Origin of the sequence: Streptomyces sp. NPDC060027 (assembly GCF_042737005.1) — a bacterium.
GTDB lineage: Bacteria > Actinomycetota > Actinomycetes > Streptomycetales > Streptomycetaceae > Streptomyces.
Genome location: NZ_JBHWVI010000015.1, coordinates 37,197 through 55,867, shown reverse-complemented (window position 1 = coordinate 55,867; position 18,671 = coordinate 37,197). Strand labels below are relative to the sequence as shown.

The window sequence follows — 18,671 nt, the reverse complement described above, 5'->3', positions numbered from 1 at the left end:
CTCAGTCGGCCGTGAGCAGATCCGCGGCCCGTTCCCCGATCACGACGGACGGTGCGTTGGTGTGCCCCCGGATGATCGTCGGCATGATCGAGGCGTCCGCCACCCGCAGGCCCCGTACCCCCCGTACCCGCAGCCGCGGGTCCACCACGGAGGCGTCGTCGCGGCCCATCCGGGCCGTTCCGACAGGGTGGTAGAGCGTGTGGGAGTGATCGGTCAGGGCGAGGGCGTCGCGCCGGTCCCGTGGCAGGTCCTCGGCCCCGGGCGGCATGAGGAAGCGGCCCGTGGACAGCCCGCGGTCGGAGAGCCGGCCGATGATCTCCTCGCAGACGTCGAGTCCGGCCAGCAGGGCCGCGCGGTCGGCGCCGTCCGGGTCCGTCAGATAGCGCGGGTCGATGACCGGCTTGGCGAAGGGGTCCGCCGAGGCCAGGGTGACCGAACCGGTGCTCTGGGGGCGCAGCAGGATCGCACCCACGGTCAGCCCGTGCTCCGGCGCTTTGACGAGGCCCTCGCCGAGGAACGGCACCGGCGCGAAGATGATCTCGATGTCGGGCAGTTCGAGGTCGGGCCGGCTGCGGACGAATCCGTACGCCTCGCCGATGTTCGACGTGAGCATCCCCCGGCGGCGGGTCAGGTACTTCACCAGTTCGGAAGGCCGCTCGGCGGCGAACAGGGTCCGGTCGGCGGCGTCGACGGCGAGGCCGCTGATGAGATGGTCGGTGAGGTTGGCGCCGACCTGCGGGGCGTCCACCAGCACCTCGATGCCCCGCTCGCGCAGGTGCCCGGCGTCGCCGATGCCGGACAGCATGAGCAGCTGGGGCGTGTTGACCGCGCCCGCGCTCAGGACGACCTCGCGGCGGGCCAGCACCGTGCGCGTGACGCCCCCGGTGACGTACTCGACGCCGATCGCGCGGCGGTCCTCGAAGAGCACGCGGGTCGCCTGCGCGTCCGTGACGACCCGCAGGTTCGAGCGGCGCCGGGCCGGCTTGAGGTAGCCGTCCGCGGTGCTGCACCGCGCGCCGCGCCGCTGGCTCACCATGGTCTGGGAGAACCCGTCGGGCGTCGCGGTGTTGGCGGGCTCGACGGTGTGGCCGAGTGCCCGGACGGCGTCGAGGAAGGCCGCCGTGTGCGGGTTCGGGTCGCGCTGCGGCTCGACGCTCATGGGGCCGGCGCGGCCGTGGTCGGGGTCGGTGGCACCGAGGACCCGTTCCGTGCGGCGGAAGTACGGCAACAGGCCCTTCCACGACCAGTCGGCGCCGCAGAGGTCGCCCCACTCGTCGTAGTCGGCGGCGAACCCGCGCACCCACATCATGGCGTTCATCGAGGAGGAGCCGCCGAGCATCCGGCCCCTGGGCCAGTAGACGGGGCGCCGTGAGAGTTCGGGCTGCGGGGCGGTCGAGTAGTCCCAGTCGAGCCCGGTCCTGAACAACTGGGAGAAGGCGGCGGGTATGTGCACGGCCGCCTTCCTGTCCCGGCCGCCGGCTTCGAGGAGGACGACCGAGGCCGGGCCGCTCCCGGTCAGCCGGCCGGCGAGCGCCGCCCCGGCCGAGCCCGCTCCGACGACGACGTAGTCGGCGCTTTCCGGGGCGCTCACCGGGTCACCCCGGTCGTGTTCCGGTCCGTACGGCCGGGCGTGCCCGCCGCCGGCCGGGCGGCGAGGCCAGGGAAGGCAACGCCGGGAGAGGCGACACGCCTCGCCCTCCTGCGGGGCCCGAACGGTGGTGCGGTCTGTGGTGCGGTGTACGTCATGACGTCCTCCTCGTCGAGGTCCGCTCCAGAGCTTCGGGCCGGGCCGGTGCCACGGGGTAGCCCCTGGAGGTGATGAGTTCACGGAATCGGCCGGCGAACCGGCCCCGACGGCGGCCGAGCGGGGAACCGGCCCGGCCGCCGCGCGGTGTGTCGCCGTCAGGGGGCCGTGGGTGCGTCCCGCAGTTCGCGCTTGAGGATCTTGCCCGTGGCGTTGGTGGGCAGCAGGTCGCGGAACTCCACCAGGCGCGGGTACTTGTAGCCGGCCATCCGCTCCCTGCACCACGCGATCAGCTCCTCCCCGGTGAGTTCGGCGCCCGGGGCGAGGACCACGCAGGCCTTGACCTCCTCGCCGTGGGTGGCGTGCGGCACGCCGAGGACGGCCGCCGTGCTCACGGCGGGGTGGGTGAGCAGGACCTCCTCGATCTCCCGCGGGTAGACGTTGAAGCCGCCGCGGATGATCAGGTCCTTGGTGCGGTCGACGACGTAGAGCCATCCGTCGGCGTCCCGGCGGGCCAGGTCCCCGGTGCGGAACCAGCCGTCGCGCAGCACCTCGGAGGTCGCCTCGGGCCGGTTGTAGTAGCCCTTCATGACGTTGTGTCCGCGCACGACGATCTCGCCGATGGCGTCCGGACCCTTCACCGGCGTCCCGTCCTCGGCGATCAGGTCCACCTCCACGCCCCAGACCGGACGACCGACGGAGCCCGCGCGCGCCGGCTCGCCGCGCGGCGTGAACGTCACCGCGGGGCTGGTCTCCGACAGGCCGTAGCCCTCCAGGACGGTGACCCCGAAGCGCTCCTCGAACCGGCGGTGCGTCTCGACCGGCAGCGCCGAACCCCCGGAGCCGGCGATCCGCAGATTCCCGGCGATCTCCGCCCGTTCCGCCTCGGGCACGTCCTCGGCGAGCAGCGCCCCGTACATGGTGGGGACGCCCGCGAAGAAGGTGACGGCGTGACGCCGCATCAGGGCGAGGGCCGAGCCGGCGTCGAAGCGCGGCAGCAGGACCAGTGTCGCGCGGGCGGCGAGGCCGGCGTTCAACTGCACGGACTGGCCGAAGGAGTGGAACAGCGGCAGGGCGATGAGATGGACGTCCTGCTCGACCTCGCCGAACATCTTGTGGCAGGTCAGCGCGTTCAGCGTCAGGTTCGCGTGGGTGAGTTCGGCGCCCTTGGGCCGGCCCGTGGTGCCGGAGGTGTAGAGGATGACCGCCGTGTCGTCCGCCTCGGTGGCGACCGTCTCGAACTCGGTGCTCCGGCCGGCCAGCGCCGACGTCAGGGTTCGCGTGCCCGGGATCGGGGAGGTCTCGGCGGGGGCCGCGGTCAGCAGGAAGAAGTGGTCGCAGCTCTCCGTCTCGTTGAACCCGTCCCAGCCCTCCCGGCCCGTCGGGAGCTCGGCGGTGCCTTCGAAGCAGAAGTACGCCTTGGCCTCGGAATCGGCCAGGTGATACGCGATCTCACGGCCCTTCAGGAGCACGTTGAGCGGGACGACCACCGCGCCGGTCTTCAGGATGGCGTAGTAGACGACCGGGAACCACGGAAGGTTCGGGCAGGACAACGCCACCTTGTCGCCGGGCTCGATGCCGCGCGAGCGCAGCAGGCCGGCCACCTGGCGGGCGGCGGTGTCCAGCTCCGCGTAGGTCATTCGCCGGTCGCCCAGGACGACCGCCGTACGGTCGGGCACGGCGTGGGCGCTGTTCTCCAGCATGACGGCGAGGTTGAGCATGGGCTCTTCTCCGTAGGGGTGTTGGAGTGGTTAGGCGCGGGCCGGCGGGCTCAGCCGCGCAGCGCGGACGCGAAGAGGGCGGGCAGCCGCAGCGGACTCGGCGCGGTGGTGAAGCGGGTGAGGCGCTCCACGGTGGTCAGCGCGGTGCGGTTGGTGACGAAGTAGGGCGGGCGAGGGGACAGCGAAGGGTCGCCCGTGACGAGGCCGCGTGGTGCGGGCGTGAACGGGGCACGCAGCACGGTCTTCTCGATGTCCTCGCCCCGGAGCATGAACGCGTTGTGCACGAAGCCGATGCCGCTGCCGATGTCCTGGCGGGTGTGGCCGGGGAAGGCGCCCCAGGGGGTGAACCCGAGCAGGAAGCCCACCCCGGACCAGCAGTTGACGCCCAGGGTGCCGTAGCGCAGGTCGGCGACGGCGGTCTCCACCGCAGCCCGGTCCTGCCGCTCGGTCCTCGGGTGCACGATGAGGGTGGCGCCGAGGGTGCCGGGGAGGCGGTCGTTGGCGAAGTCGACGGCGTTGCGGAGGAACGCGGCCGTGGTCGCGCCGGGCAGCCGTACGACGCCCAGCGCGCTGGCGAAGACCTCGTCGGTGACGAGGACGTCGTCGGGGCCGGTGACGTCGGGGACGAGGAGGCGGCAGCCGTCGCCGTACCGCTCCGCCCGCGGGTGTGCGGCGAGAACGGCGTCGAGGCGCTCGCGGGCCCCTGGGTAGTAGTCGGCGCGGGACGGCAGTGCGCGCAGCACCCGGCGGATCTCGTTCAGCAGCTTCTCGGTGCCGTCCCAGTCGCGCGGTACGACGAGGATCTGGCCGGCGATGCAGTTGTGGCCGGAGTTGTTCATCTTGCTGGTGACGATGTGTTCGGCCTGGAAGCGGAAGTCGGCGTCGCTCCACGGGCCGGGAGCGACGACGCACGGGCTGACGCCGCCGAGTTCACTGCTGAAGGGCTTGCCGATCAGGGGCCGGTCCTCGCATCGGCGCCGCCCGGCGTCCTCGTCCGTCCCCCAGACGATCGCGTCGTGCGTACGGTCGCTGCCGGTGACGTGGATCGCGTCGACGTCCTCGTGGTGGGCGAGGTATCCGCCCTCGGCGGCGCCGCCGTCGACGAAACGGACCCAGCCGCGGGTGACGAACTCCGCGAAGACGTGCTCGAAGTGGGGGCGCAGATAGGCGTTGACGGGGTTCATCTTGGCGATGACGACCTGGCCCTCGGCGTAGAGCTTGTGCAGGATGTCGAGCGCGGTGATGGCGGCGACGTTCCCGGCGCCGAGGACCAGGGCCAGGGCGGAGGGCTCCGGCCGGCCTCGGTACGGGCTTGCCGCGCGGTCGCGTGTCTCGTCGGCGGTGACGCCCGGACGCATCCACACCTGGGCGCTGAAGCGGTTGAGCAGCAGCCGGTCCCAGCCGGTCGCGGGGAACACGTCGACGCGGGTGCGGCCGGCCGTCTCCCGCACGGCCTTCGCCGCGAGCGGTTCGCGGCCCGCGGCGACGCGCCGCAGCACGTGCAGATACGCCGCGGCGTTCTGCGCGAGCGCCCACGGACCGCCGATCCAGTCCTCGGCGGCCCACGGGGAGTCAGGAGCATGGCCCTTGGCGTGGGAGCCGGCCGCGGCGAGTTCGGCCGCGCCGGAGTCCACCCGGCGCAGCAGCCGTTCGAGCAGCGCGACGCGTTCGGTGAGCGGGGCGGCGGACCAGGAGGCGGCACCGCCGCGCAACTCGGCGACGGCCCGGTCCAGGCAGGAGGTGTCGAGGGCGCTGGGGTTCACGTCATTCCTCGCAGTTAGGGAAGGAGCGGGGGAGGCGGTGGGGGAATCGGTGGGCGGGGAGCGGGGGGAGCGGGGGGAGCAGGGGGAGCGGGGGAAGCGGTGGCGGAGGGTGCCGCGTCGCCGGGCGGGAGGCCGGGCCGTTGGGAGGCGGGAAGCCTGGGTCGCTGGAAGGCAGGGGGCCTGGGCCGCTGGGTGATCCGGAATCCGGGATGGGGATTCGGGTCACGGTGCGGACCCCCCGTCCCGGATGCGTCCAGCGGACCCGGCGGATCCGGCGGATCCGGCGGATCAGGCCGGCCCGGCGGAGGCATGCGGGGAGCGGCTTTCAGGCGGGTTGCCGCGGGGTGTCGTGGTCCGGGGCGAGTGGCTCGGTGCGGCGTGCCGACAGCAGCCGGGCGTCGCGGGCCGGGTCGATCAGCGTGACGGCGGCGATTCCGCCCAGCACGAGCAGCACTCCGGTGATCAGGAGCGCTTGCCGGTAGCCCGCGGTCCCCTGGGTGTCCACGAGATGCCCGACCAGGGTCGGGGCGATCAGACCCGCGGTGGTCACCACGGCGTTCATGATGCCCAGCGCGCCGCCGCGGCGGTCGGCCGGAGCCAGTTCGGCGACGGTGGTGGCGGCGACGCTGCTCATCGCCCCGGCGCAGCCGAATCCGGCGATCACGAGGGCGACGGTCGCGGCACCGGCCGGTGCCGCCGGCAGGGCGAGGCACGCCGCGGCGGCGGTGAGCATCAGGATGCCGCCGACCCCGCCGCGCGCCCTTCGGCTGGAGGTCCCGCGGCGCAGCAGCCATCCGGTCAGACCGGCCTGACCGAGCACCACGGCCCCGCTCAGCCCCCAGACCAGCATGAGAAGTTGGGCGGACGTGGCGGAGGAGTACCCCAGGCCGTCATGCAGGTAGGAGGGGAGCCAGACCAGGGAGAAGGCGATCACCCAGTAGGTGCCGAAGTAGCCGGCCGTGGCACCGATCCAGGTACGGGTCGCGAAGATCCGGCGGTACGGGGTCCCGCGCGCGGCGCCGCCTGCCCCGGCCACGGCCTCCGCCACCTCGACCGCGCGGCCGGCTCCGCGGCCGTCGGCCGTCGGCTCGGCATCGGAGACATGGGCCACCCGATCGGCACCAGAGCCGGAGCCGGAGCCGGAGCCGGCGCCGCGGCCGTCGGCCGGGACCGGCGCCGGGGTCCCGCCGTTCCGCGTCCCCGCGTAGGGCCCCTCTCCGCCGAAGGGGATCCACAGCAGTGCCCACACCGCACCGGCGACCGCGACCACCGCGACCGCGGTGCGCCAGCCGTGCTCGTGGATGACCCAGGTCAGCACCGGGGCGGCGACCAGGACACCCAGGGTGACCCCCAGCACGATCAGGGCCCCCGGCAGGTTGCGCCGGTGGTTGGGGAACCAGGACAGCGTGGTCTGCTGGGCCACCGGGAACGCCGGCCCCTCGGCGGCGCCCAGCAGAACGCGCGAGGCGACGAGCACCGCGAGCCCTCCGCCCAGGACCAGCGGTGCCTGGGACAGGGACCACAGGACGGCCATCGTGAGCAGCAGCCACTTGGGCCGGACGCGGTCCGCGAGCAGCCCTACCGTGGCGCCGCAGATCGAGAAGAGCAGGAAGAACGCGCTGTTGGCGAGCCCGAAGGCGGACGCGGACAGGCCGAGGTCCTCACGGATGGGGTCGGCCGCCAGGCCCAGCACGGACTTGTCGGCGAAGTTGACCATCATGAAGACGACCAGGAGCGCGGTGACGGTCCACGCGCGGCGGCGCTGGTCGGGCGGCGTCTTCACAGGGGCGGCGGGCACAGCGGGTACGACGTCGGTGTCGGTCACAGGGGCTCCGCGGGGGACGGGTCGGGACGGGGAGACGGAAGGAGGGGCGCGGCGAGAAGGAGGCGGGGCACCCCTGGGGCGCCGGCCTGGGAATCCGGGCCGGCACCCGACCGGACGACGGCCCCGTCGGGCGCGGTCGGCGAGGGGATGCCATGCCCGGCCGAGGCGGACGTCCGCCCGGCCGCGGGTACGCCCGCCCGGCCCACGAGGCGCAGGCCGGCCGGGCGGAAGCCCGCCCAGCGGCGGGTGCCCGTCCTGGCAGGAGGACGTCCGGGTAGGAGGACGTCCGGGCAGGAGCCCCGGACGACGGGCCTCAGGACAGGGGCTCGCCTGCGATCGCGATGCGCTCCATGACGCGGCGCTGCGGGTAGTAGTCGTTGATCGCGTAGTGCTGCGTGGCGATGTTGTCCCAGATCGCGACGGAGCCGGGCTGCCAGCGGAAGCGGACCTGGTACTCGGGGATACGGGCCTGCAGGACCAGTTCGCCGAGCAGCTCACGGCTCTCGGTCTCCGGCAGACCGGTGATCCGGGTGGTGAAGGGCTCGTTGACGTAGAGCAGCTTGCGGCCGGTGCGCGGGTGCCGTACGACCACGGGGTGTTCGACGGGCGGCAGGGTCTCCCGGTGCGCCGCGATCTGGCTCTCCGTCATCGTCAGGCCCCAGCTGGGCACCCAGTCGTGCACCGCGGTGAGCCCCTCGACATGGGCCTTCATCCGCTCGGACAGGTTGTCGTACGCGGCGCCCATGTCCGCCCAGAGGGTGTCGCCTCCCGCGGCGGGGACCTCGACGGCCCGCAGGACCGAACCGAGGGCCGGTGCGGCCATGAAGGAGTGGTCGCTGTGCCAGATGTTCTCGGTGCCGACGGCCATGGCGTCCTTGGCCAGACGCGAGACACCGGTGGTGTCGCCGGCGGGGAAGAACGGGTTGGGCTCCGGCGCGCCCCATAGGGCGGAGAGTGCGAGCTGGGCGCTCGGGTCGAAGGCGTGCTGGCCACGGAAGAAGATCACCTTCCACTCCAGCAGGGCCTGCTTCAGCTCCGCGGCGAGGTCCTCGCCGATCGGGAGCGAGAGGTCGACGCCGGCGATCTCCGCACCGATGTGCGGGGTGAGCGGACGGATGTCCGTCAGCCGGTACTCGGCCGGGGCGACACCGGGGGCGGTGCGCTCCAGCACCCGCTTTCCGTAGTGCATCAGGGGCTTGTCGAGGGCGGGCGGGGGAGGGGTGACGACGCTGTCCATGGGCTCTCCAGAACGACAACCGGGATTTCGTTACCAGGAGTATCGTTATTGGGGTGTGAGGTGGCAAGGGTCTGGGGCGATCGTTGTGAACGGGACCCTCGGGCCGGGCCGTGGCCGTCAGCCGGGGCCGTCGCGCGTGACGAGGCGGTCGTGCGTGACGGGGCGGTCGTGAACGGGGCGGTCCTGCGGGGCCGCGACGGTCAGGAAGCCGAGCCGACCGCGCGGGACACGAGGTCCACCAGGGTCTCCACGAGCCGGGTGTCGGGCAGTTCCTGCTCGCCGATCAGCCGGAAGAGCAGCGGCGCGGCGACCAGGGTCGCCGCGGCCCGGACGTCGGTGTCGGGGCGAACGTCGCCTCGCGCGATGCCGCGCTCGAGGATGCGCCGCGTCTCGCTCGTGATCCGCTCGGTGTACTGCGCGTACTGCGCCCCGCCCGCACCCGCCTCGGCCGCCGCTCCGATCAGCCCCGCGATCAGCCGGGCCGACCCCGGCAGCCGGTACGCCTCCAGCCGGGCGGTGAGGACGACGCGCAGCTCGGCGCGGAAGTCGCCCAGGTCGGGCACCGACAGTTCGCCGACGCGGCTCTCGGCGGCGGCGATGACGAGGTCCTGCTTGGTGGGCCAGCGCCGGTAGATGGCCGGCTTGCTCACCCCGGCCCGGGCGGCGACGGCGTCCATCGTGAGTGCGCCCATGCCCTGTTCGACGACCAGGTCGACGACCGCGTTCAGGACGGCTCCGGTGACCCGCTCCTCGCGTGGCCGTCCCGGTCCCCGCTCCGTCCCCCGTGTCCGCTCACCCGTCATGCCCCGAGCCTACGGGGGCCGGTGTACTGCCCAGGGAGGAGGGCCCGCGGCGGAACATCCTGTTCGGAGGGTAGGAGGGGTGCCTCCGTGGGCACGATGCGTCTATGCGTGTCGGCGAGGGACGCTGGGCTCAGCAGTCATGAGGAGGGGTCATGAACCGTCAGATCCGGATTCGCGTCAACCGTCGGCCCGCCGCTCCGCGCGAGATGCCGATCGACCGCAGGACGCCGTCGGGGCGTGTGCTGCCGTACTGACCGATGTCTTTGACGCCGTACGGGTCCTGCGGTCCGCCGGTCCGAAACGGTGTTCCGCCCCGTCCGGGCCGGTCACGAACCCTTGGTGGGGCACCTGGGCGGCGGCGTCCCGGGCTCCGGCTCACGGGCGGGTGCAGCGGCCCGTGGGCGCGGTCGCCGGAGGGCGGCACTGGAGGGCTGAGTCGGCCGTGCGGTCGCTCAGATAGCGGCCGATGCAGGTGGTCGCGGTGGTTCTGCCGCGCTCGGCGCAGAAGGCGAGTGCGGCCCGGCCGTCCGCGAAGGGGCCCGGGGCGTAGACCACCCAGTAACCCGGGCGCAGCGAGGCGTAGTTGTCACTGCGCAGGATCCGCGCCTCGGGAACGGTCTTCCTGATCTTCGCCAGGCGGAGATCCCGGGCGGCGGTGCCCGTTCCGACGGGTTCGGAGAAGAGCTGGGCGATCCAGCGGTCGCCCGACGGCGCGCTCGTGGCGGATGCCGCGCCCGTCGGCGCAGGGCCGGGCGCGGAAGCCGAAGATGCCGGTGCAAGCGAAGGAGTCGGGGTCGGGGTCGGGGCCGTGGTCGCGTGCTCGGTGCGCGCGGACCGCGAGGCCGACACCGAGGCCGACGGCCCGGCCTCGCCACCCGTCTCCCGGCCGGTCCCCCGGTCGCGCAGGGTCAGGAAGAGCGTGGTCGCGGCGACGGCCAGCACCGCGGCCACGGCGACGGCGATCGTCGTCCGGCGGCGCCCACCCGGGCTGTCGGACCGGGTGGGTACGGGTGGCAGGGGTCCGTCCCACTGCCCGGGCCCGGCGGGCGGCGGCACAGGGTCCGTGTACGGCCGCGGAAGCGGCTCCCGGTGGGTCGCCGACACCGTCGCGGTCGCCGTCGGCGGGCCCCATTGCGCAGGCGTCCTCGCCTCCGCCCGCGCCAGCATCGCGTCCAGGCGCTCCGCGTCGGGGCGCGCCCCCGGATCCCGTACGAGCAGCGCGTTCAGGACGGGGGCGAGAGGGCCGGAGCGGACGGGAGGCGGCAGCGGATCGTCGAGGACGGCGGCCAGCGTGGCGAGCGTCGTCGCGCGGCGCAGCGGACTGACGCCCTCCACACAGACGTACAGGACGAGGCCGAGGGACCACAGATCGCCGGCCGGGTCGTCGGCGTGGCCGCGGATGCGTTCGGGTGCCATGTACTCGGGGGAGCCCACGAGTTCACCGGTGACGGTCAGGGAGGTCGAGTCCTGGAGAGCCGCGATGCCGAAGTCGGTGAGAACGGCCGTTCCGTCCGGGCGGAGCAGCACGTTGGCGGGTTTGACGTCGCGGTGCCGGATACCGGCGGCGTGGGCGGCCCGCAGCGCGGCGAGGACCTGCCGGCCGACGCGCGCCGCCTCCGCCGGGGACAAGGGGCCCGCGACGAGCCGGTCCTGGAGCGTCATGCCCGGCACCAGCTCCATCACGATCCACGGATGCGGCTCCGCCTCCACGATGTGATGAACGGTCACCACGTGCGGGTGACTGATCCGGGCGAGCGCCCGTGCCTCGCGCAGCACCCGTTCCCGTACGGTGGCCGAGGCGCCCGCGTCGGCCCGCACCGCCTTGAGGGCGACCTCGCGGTGCAGGGCGCCGTCCCGGGCCCGCCACACCGTGCCCATCCCGCCACTGCCCAGCCGCTCGATCAGCTGGAACCGACCGTCGACGAAGTCCCCCGGTGCGTCCATGCGCGCCAGGCTAGAGGAGATCGCCCGTTCCGGGCGGCGCCCCGAGAACTAACGCCCCAGTGCCGCACCGCCGTTGATGTGGAGGAGCTGGCCCGTCACGTAGGCCGCCTCCGGTGACGCCAGGTACCGGATGGCGGCCGCGATCTGTTCGGGCCGGCCGGGCTGTCCGGTGAGGGACTGGGCCACGCGGGCGGCGACGAAATCCGGGGTGGCGCGGTCGCCGAAGAACTCGGTGTCGCCGACGAAGCCGGGGGCGACCGCGTTCACGGTGATGCCCTCGGAGCCGACGCGCTGGGCCAGATCGTAGGTGTAGGTGTTGATCCAGCCCTTGGAGCCGCCGTACGAGCCGGGCCCGCGCAGTGAGGCGATCGAGGAGAGCTGCACGATACGGCCGCCGGGGCGGCGCACGTGGGGGAGCAGCGCCTCGGTGAGCAGGACGGCGGTCAGGACGTTGGCGTCGAAGTTGCGCCGGTAGCTGTCGGCGACGGAGGCCAGGCCGCCGTCGTGCGGCACGGCGGCGTTTCCGCCCGCGTTGGCGACCAGGACGTCCACCGTGTCGTCCTCGACGATGAAGTCCCGTGCCGCGCCGACCTGTTCGGGGTCGGCCAGATCCGCCGCGTGCCAGGACGCGGCCTCCCGGCCGTATCGCTCGTTCAGTCCGTCGGCCGCCTTGCGCAGGACGTCCTCGCGGCGCCCGAGGAGGACCACCCGGTCCCCGTCCGCGGCGAACGCCTCCGCCGTCGCCAGGCCGATCCCCGTCCCGCCGCCGGACACCACCACACGCCGTCCGCTCATGTCCATCCCGTCCGTCGCCGTTCAGATTCTCGGATGTGAACGTGGGTCATGTCCACGCACGAGTGGAGACGCTACGGAGACCGTGCGGCGGCGTCAAGTGGCCTGATATGGAGTCGACTTGACCCGCGCGGTCGTTTCGTCACCCGAACGGCCGGGCAGGGAACGTGCAGCGTTTGTCCCGGTCCGTCCGGACCGAGGGAGGGGGAGCGCTGTGCGTGACCATGTGCGGACCGTCGACGGGCGGCTGCTGCGCGTCGAAGTCTCGGGGGATCCACGGGGGCGCCCGGTGTTCCTGCTGCACGGCATGCCCGGCAGCCGGGTCGGCCCCCGGCCGCGGGCCATGTTCCTGTACCAGCGCGGCACCCGGCTGATCAGCTACGACCGCCCGGGGTACGGAGGTTCGGACCGGATGCAGGGGCGGCGTGTCGTCGACGTCGCGCAGGACGTGGCCTGCATCGCGAACGCCCTGGGGATCGAGCGGTTCGCCGTCGCCGGACGCTCCGGGGGCGCTCCGCACGCGCTGGCCTGTGCCGCGCTGATGCCGCAGCGGGTGACCCGGGCCGCCGCACTGGTGGGGCTCGCGCCGCGTGACGCCGAGGGACTGGACTGGTTCGCCGGGATGGCGCCGTCCAACGTCCATGAGTTCAGGACGGCGTTCGACGATCCGGACCGGTTCACCGCGCGGCTGATTCCGCGGTCCGCCGTCATCCGGCGCGATCCGGTGCGCCTGTTGGAGGAGCTGCGGCCCGAACTCACCGATGACGACCGGCAGATCGTCTCCGACAACACGATTCGTTCGATGCTGTTGCGCAACTACCGCGAGGCGCTGCGGACATCGCCGTACGGCTGGATCGACGACGCGCTGGCCCTGACCGGGAACTGGGGCTTCGATCCGGCGGAGATCCAGGTGCCGGTGCTGCTGTGGCACGGCGTGAAGGACGTGTTCTCCCCGGCCTCGCACTCGTCCTGGATGGCCGCACGGATTCCCCGGGCCACGGCGGTGCTCGAACCCACCGCCGCGCACTTCGCCGCCCTCCGGGCCCTGCCCAAGGTGCTGGCCTGGCTGCTGGCGGACGTGCCGGTCTGGCCCGGGCACCGGCGGGGACGGACCCCGGAGGCGGTCGCCCCCCGCGCCTCTGCCGCGTCCGCGGGCCGGCGCTCCCAGGCCCCCGCCTCGGCCTGAGGGCTCTCGCTTCCCGCCCCCGTGCGCCCGAGGGGGTCTCGGCGGCAGACGCCGAGGAGCGCCACCGGCCGGACCGCCCCTCCGGGACCGGGTGCGGGGCCGCCCTTCCGGGACCGGGTGCGGGACCGCCCTTCCGGGACGGGGGCTGGATTGCCCTTCCGGCACCGGATGCCGGACCGCTCCTCCGGCGGCGCCCGGGGTCGAGCGCCGGAGGAGCTGATGGCCGGCTCCACCGGCGCCCGGGAGGCGGGTGTCCTCACACCGCCAGCGGTTCCAGGTCCCGGTAGATGCGGCGGTCGTCCGCCGCGACCCGGGTCATCCCGTTCTCGTCGCCGAGCAAGGAGCGCAGCTCCGCGAGGGCCTCGGCGCGCATGCGGCGGGCCTCGTCCTTGCGGCCCAGCGCGGCCAGGGTCAGTCCGGTGTTCGCCACTATGGCGAGGGTTTCCGGATGGTGGGGCCCGAGCACCCCGCGGAGGGTCTGGACGGCGTTGTCCTCCAGCTCGCGGGCCTCGGTGAGACGGCCCTGGTCGGCGAGGACGTTGGCGTAGTTGATGCCGGTGAACAGGGTGTGGGGGTGCTTCTCCCCGAGGACGTCGCCCATCCGGCGCAGCACCTTGCGGAACACCTTCTCCGCCTCCTCGGTGTCGCCGCACCCCCAGTGGAAGATCCCCAGGTTGTTGAGCGCGGCCTGGGTGTACGGATGGGCCTCGCCCGGCACCTTCATGTACTCCGCCAGGGCCTCACGGGCGACCTCGCGCGCGGCCTCCCGCTCGTCCGCGGCGAACAGGTCGGCGGCCATGTTGAGGTCGCAGGCGAGCGAGTCGGGCGTCGGTGCCTCGTACTGCATCCGGTACTGGCCGCGGGTCGCCGTCGTGAGCCGTCGGGCGTCCTCGAACTGGCCCGCCCGGCGCAGCGACACGGCGAGCGACTTGGCGCAGCTCAGCGTGCCCGGGAAGTTCTTGCCGAGGATGCGCTTGTAGGCGTCGTAGGCGCGGGAGAGGAGCGAGACCGACTCGGCGTACCGGCCGACCTCGCGCAGATCGCGGCCGAGGCGGGCCGCCGAGGCGAGCGTGTACGGGTGGTCGGGGCCGAGGACTTCGACGCGGCGGTCGAAGGTCTCCTGGTCGAGGATGCGGGCCTCGCCGTAGCGGCCGACCATGCGGAGCGCCAGCGCGAGGTTGTTGGCGGCGCTGAGGGTGCGCCGGTGCGACTCGTGGAAGATCTGGCTGAAACCGTCGTGCGCCTCGCGGGCGAACTCCACCGCCGACTCGTACACCCCGAGCGCCGCCAGATCGCTGGCCAGGCTGGACATGGTGACGTACGTATGGGGGTGCGAGGGCCCGAGGACCCGCTTCTGGCGTTCCAGGAGCTCGGTGTTGATCTCACGGGCCTCCACGTAGAGCCCCTGGGAGCGCAGGACGTTGCCGAGCTGGGCCCGCAGGTACAGATACTGGACGTCGTCCTCGCCGAGGATCGGCTTCCAGTGGTCGAGGAGGTCCTCGGCGAACGCCTGGGCACCGGGGAAGTCACCGCGCTTCCACAGATAGCGGACGCGGTCGATGAGCAGCCTGCGGGTTCCGGCCTCGGTGCAGTTGCGGGCGTCGGAGGCCGAGGCCGGCAGGTGCGGCCAGATGACCGCGAAGCGCGGCCAGGTCTCCGGGTCGTCGATCGGTTCGTCGCCGTCGGGCCGGCAGCCCGCGAGGACCGTGTGCACCACGTGCCGGGCCTGCCGCTGCTCGTCCTCGCTGAGCTGCGAGCGGATCACGGCCTGCACCAGCCGGTGGACCTGGATGCTGTTGCTGACCTGGTCGACCTTGGCGAGCGCGAACCGGCCGATCTCGCGGATCACCCGGCCGAGCAGCAGACTCTCCTGGAGGGCGGGATCGTAGGGCCGCAGAGCGTCGATCATCTCCTTGCTGTAGAGCAGGTGCGAGGAGATCGGCTCGGCCGCCATGAACGCGCACAGCTGCAGCAGCCGTACGGAGGCCGGGGAGCGTTCGCGCAGCCGGGCTATGGAGATGTTCCAGGTCGCGGCCACCGTCTTCGGGTAGTCGACGGCCTGGTTCAGGTCCAGCACCTCGGTGGTCTGTTCGGCGAGCTGACGCAGATACTCCTCGATCGGGGTGGCCGTCTCCGCGAGCCAGGCCGCCGCCTGTTCCACCGCGAGCGGCAGATCGCCGACCGCGGTCGCCACCCGCTCCGCCTCCTTGACGCTCAGCCCCGAGGCCCGCCGGGTGAGGTGCTCGACGCTCTCCTCGCGCAGGAACACGTCGATGGGCAGCGAGGCGCCCTGCTGCGCCCAGGCCTGGTTGCGGGAGGTGACCAGGATGTGCCCGCCGCCGCCGTCCGGGAAGAAGCGTTTGAGCTGCGCCGGGTCGTCGGCGTTGTCGAAGACCAGGATCCAGCGCTTGGTCGGCGCCCCGCGGGCCAGCATCCGCACGGCTTCCTGGCTGGCCAGGTTGATGTCCTCGGCGCTGGACGCCCCGATGCGGGCGGCGAGTTCGGCGAGCGAGGAGACGACGTTGTCGGGGTCCTCGGCGGAGATCCACCACACCAGGTCGTAGTCGGCCATGAACCGGTGCACGTACTCCAGCGCCACCTGGGTCTTGCCGACGCCCCCCAGTCCGTACAGTGCCTGCGGCTGCGGCAGGACGACCGAGATGCCGCTGCCGAGCTGGTCGCGGACGTGGTCGAGGATGACATCGCGCCCGGTGAACATGCTGTTGCGCTGGGGCGCGCTCCAGATCGCCGGGGTGCTGCCGGGGAAGCGGGGTCCGGACGCGCTGCCCTCGACGGGCCGGCCCGGCAGCTCGAGGGCGCCCAGCAGGGAGCTGACGCACTGCGTCTCGTCGAGCCGGTGCAGATCGACCGGGTTGCGGTCGAGGTAGTACTGCGGCAGATGGACCTCGTCGACCCGCACCGGGACGATCGTGCCGTGCGCGGCCTCGCCGTCCGCCTCGGCCAGGGCGCGCCAGACGGGCTCGGCGTGCCGCGACTTGCGGAACGCCTTCGACAGCAGCACGAGGGTGCGGGTCGCCGGGTCGGGATGCTCCACCGGGCCGCTCGCGATGTCGTGCGGGGTGACGTCGCAGCCGGCCCGCTTGAGGAGCGACTCGATCCAGTCGGCCCAGACGCGGTTCTCCGCGGTGTACGCGATCACCACGTCGGCCGCGGTCGTCATCGGCCGCCGCCTCAGGAACGCGTCTCGGCAGCGCAGCCGCACCGGCTCCGGCACCGGAGGCAGGACGGTGATCTCGCCGTCCGAGATCACCGCGGTGAGCCGCTCGAAGGCGGACAGCAGGGAGTTGGCGATCCCGCTCTCGTCGCCCACGGTGGCGAGGGTCTCCTCGTAGGCGTAGTACGGGCGGTACGGGATCTCGACGGCGCCCCAGTAGGCGGTCAGCTCCTCGCCCGCCAGCTCCTCCCCGCCGAGCCCCTTGGGCAGCCCGTCGAACTTCAGCCGGGCCAGCGCCCGGCCGGCGTCCACCTTCTCCTTCTCGCCCTCGTCGATCCGCATCGGCACCGGCAGGACCCGGATCTTGCGTGTGCGGTAGCCGTCCTCGACGCTGCGGGCCACGGCCGCCGCGCCGTCGAGGGACTGGTCGCTGAGCGTGAAGCAGTCCACCAGCACATCGGGCATCTGCACGGTGCAGATGTCGGCGTTGTCGGACAGCCCGGTGCGGCTGTCGATCAGGACGTAGTCGTAGGACGCCTTCATGTCGTCGCGCAGCGCGTCGAGGAAGAGGCCGCCGCCGAGGCGTTCGTAGAAGTTGTCCCATTCGAAGGACGACACGCTCGCCGAGTACGAGCGGTCCTGGCGCCCGGCGGAGAGGAAGTCGAGGGAGCCACCCTCCTGGAACCGCAGTCCGAGCCGCTCGGGCGTCAGCGAGATGGCGTGCTGCTCGACGCGCGCGTAGTCCCGGTGCCACTGGCCGGAGCGCTGGGTTCCGGTGGTCGCCGCCCACGCGTACTCGTTGATGAGGTCGATGACACCGGTGGTGGCCGCGAGCGCGTTGGGATTGAGGAAGGGATGGAAGAAGCGGTGCAGGCCGGGGGCCTCCAGGTCCCAGTCCACGGCGAGGACGCGTTTGCCGTTGGCCGCGAGGATCCAGGCCGTGTTGGCCAGGGCCATGGTGCGGCCCGTGCCCCCCTTGTACGAGTAGAAGGTGATGATCCGTCCGTCCTGCACGGCCGTCATGCTTCTTCTCCTCCGTGGTCGGATCCGCCTTCGGGCAGCGGCGGGTGGGTGGGGCCCATCAGACGGGGCCGGCGGATCGGCGGACCCGCGGGCGGATGCGCCTCGGCGTGCTTGAGGTACTGCCGGGTCGCGTGCGCGACGACGACAGGGAGCACGTCGGTGAAGGCCTTCAGGGTGGGTACGCCGTTGACGGCGGAGCGGCAGTCGGCACGCCGCCCCCGGTCCAGGATCACCGGCAGCGTCCGTTCGAGGTCCGCCGCCAGCTTGCGGCCTTCCTCGCCGTGGCACTGGATGTCCGCCCGGTTCCAGGGGACGATCGCGCTGACCCAGGGGCGGGCACCGGCGTCGAACGCCTTCAGTCTGCGCGCCCGTTCCTCGTCGGTGAGCGCCCACCGGTCGATGAGCAGAATCCCCGGGTGGCTGGGCCCCGCCTTCTCCGCGTCGTCCGATTCCAGGTCGTCGTCGGTGGCCTCGTCGTCGAAGGAGGACACCGTGATCCGGTAGTCCAGAGATCGGATCAGCTCCTCGGCCAGGGAGGGCAGCGAACGGGTCGACTCCGAGTGGTACGGATTCCAGTCCTGCGCGTCCTCGCCGTACGGGCGGACGTCACGATGCTCCGGGATGGTGTGCCGGGTGGGCGCCGCCACCGTCAGATGGATGCGCCGGGGCCCCTCTCCCCGCGGCTTGAACGCGCTCGGCGTGCGCTCGTAGGGCCGTGGCCTGCTGGAGGGCAGCGGAGACTCCTGCGCGATCTGCACGATCCGCTGCGCCAGCCCGAGAACCGTCTCCTCGTACTCGTCGCGCAGCCGGTTGAGCTTGATCAGACCGTAGATCCCGTTGGCCGCGTACCGGTCGCCGAACTGGGCGTGGTCCACATGGATATGCCGTACGGAATCGGGGAGTTGGGCGTAGTCGATATGCGTCCACAGTGCCGGGACGATCGCCTGCACCGCACCGGTCCCGGTCGCCCGGGCCCGCAGAATACGTTCGTTGAAGGCGAACCATTCCCGGCCGCAACTCTCACTGGTGAAGTAGCGCGGTGAGAACAGCGGTACGAACACCCGGCAGGTGGCGAGATTTTCGCTGAGTTTCTCCGGCCAGCCGTCCCCCGAGCGCATCTCCCGGTCCATGAACCCGGCGGGTATGCCGGCCGGCAGATCGGTCAGGGCCATGATGTGGTCGCACAGATCGGTGAAGAGGACCTGCACCCAGTGGTCCGGATCGCCGCCGCCCAGCCCCCAGGCCGGTGTGTGGGCGTAACTCAGAAAAAAATAAGGCCGGTTGTCCGATGCCCGTTCAGGTATGTCCACGCGCCCCCCTGCTGTGGATGAGCCCCTACGGGATGTTCACCTGGCCGGAACCAACAATCTTCCCGACCGAGGGCCCGCACGGGTCGCCTCTTTCACGTCAAACCCTGGCGATATCCAGACATCTGGACACCGACCGGATCGACGGCAG

At 72.6% G+C, this 18,671-nt stretch carries 11 protein-coding genes; 1 reads left to right on the top strand and 10 read right to left on the bottom strand.

The window, feature by feature from the left end; all coding sequences use genetic code 11:
* Position 1 precedes the first annotated feature (1 nt).
* The 8 genes from ACFWBT_RS06280 to ACFWBT_RS06245 all read right to left on the bottom strand — a co-directional run bounded on the left by ACFWBT_RS06280 (position 2) and on the right by ACFWBT_RS06245 (position 11,832).
* On the bottom strand, positions 2–1,591 hold the full coding sequence (locus ACFWBT_RS06280) for a GMC family oxidoreductase (protein WP_385696584.1): 1,590 nt from the start codon (positions 1,589–1,591) through the stop codon (positions 2–4).
* 311 nt (positions 1,592–1,902) lie between these two features.
* Positions 1,903–3,465 (bottom strand): long-chain fatty acid--CoA ligase, encoded by a 1,563-nt coding sequence (locus tag ACFWBT_RS06275; RefSeq protein ID WP_385696581.1) that lies wholly within the window; start codon positions 3,463–3,465, stop codon positions 1,903–1,905.
* Between the two features lie 50 nt (positions 3,466–3,515).
* The gene (locus ACFWBT_RS06270; RefSeq protein ID WP_385696580.1) at positions 3,516–5,228 is read right to left on the bottom strand and encodes an aldehyde dehydrogenase family protein; all 1,713 of its coding nucleotides are present in this window, start codon (positions 5,226–5,228) and stop codon (positions 3,516–3,518) included.
* 325 nt (positions 5,229–5,553) lie between these two features.
* Positions 5,554–7,053: an MFS transporter gene (locus ACFWBT_RS06265; RefSeq protein WP_385696577.1), complete on the bottom strand. Its 1,500-nt coding sequence runs from the start codon at positions 7,051–7,053 to the stop codon at positions 5,554–5,556.
* Positions 7,054–7,366: 313 nt separating this feature from the next.
* Positions 7,367–8,290 (bottom strand): TauD/TfdA dioxygenase family protein, encoded by a 924-nt coding sequence (locus tag ACFWBT_RS06260; RefSeq protein ID WP_385696574.1) that lies wholly within the window; start codon positions 8,288–8,290, stop codon positions 7,367–7,369.
* A 200-nt stretch (positions 8,291–8,490) separates the two neighbouring features.
* Positions 8,491–9,093, bottom strand: coding sequence for a TetR/AcrR family transcriptional regulator (locus tag ACFWBT_RS06255; RefSeq protein WP_385696570.1), 603 nt, complete (start codon positions 9,091–9,093; stop codon positions 8,491–8,493).
* A gap of 375 nt (positions 9,094–9,468) precedes the next feature.
* Positions 9,469–11,037 (bottom strand): serine/threonine-protein kinase, encoded by a 1,569-nt coding sequence (locus ACFWBT_RS06250; protein ID WP_385696567.1) that lies wholly within the window; start codon positions 11,035–11,037, stop codon positions 9,469–9,471.
* Positions 11,038–11,085: 48 nt separating this feature from the next.
* Positions 11,086–11,832: an SDR family NAD(P)-dependent oxidoreductase gene (locus ACFWBT_RS06245; RefSeq protein ID WP_385696564.1), complete on the bottom strand. Its 747-nt coding sequence runs from the start codon at positions 11,830–11,832 to the stop codon at positions 11,086–11,088.
* A gap of 211 nt (positions 11,833–12,043) precedes the next feature.
* On the opposite strand from ACFWBT_RS06245, the gene ACFWBT_RS06240 reads away from it, so the two are divergent.
* Entirely contained in the window at positions 12,044–13,015 is a 972-nt protein-coding gene (locus ACFWBT_RS06240) for an alpha/beta fold hydrolase (protein WP_385696561.1), read from the top strand.
* A gap of 256 nt (positions 13,016–13,271) precedes the next feature.
* On the opposite strand, the gene fxsT is transcribed toward ACFWBT_RS06240, so the two are convergent.
* Positions 13,272–17,213: an FxSxx-COOH system tetratricopeptide repeat protein gene (gene fxsT, locus ACFWBT_RS06235; protein WP_385696559.1), complete on the bottom strand. Its 3,942-nt coding sequence runs from the start codon at positions 17,211–17,213 to the stop codon at positions 13,272–13,274.
* The gene (locus ACFWBT_RS06230) at positions 17,210–18,523 is read right to left on the bottom strand and encodes a TIR-like protein FxsC (protein ID WP_385696556.1); all 1,314 of its coding nucleotides are present in this window, start codon (positions 18,521–18,523) and stop codon (positions 17,210–17,212) included. Before ACFWBT_RS06230 ends, fxsT begins: the two co-directional genes overlap by 4 nt.
* Between the last annotated feature and the right edge of the window lie 148 nt (positions 18,524–18,671).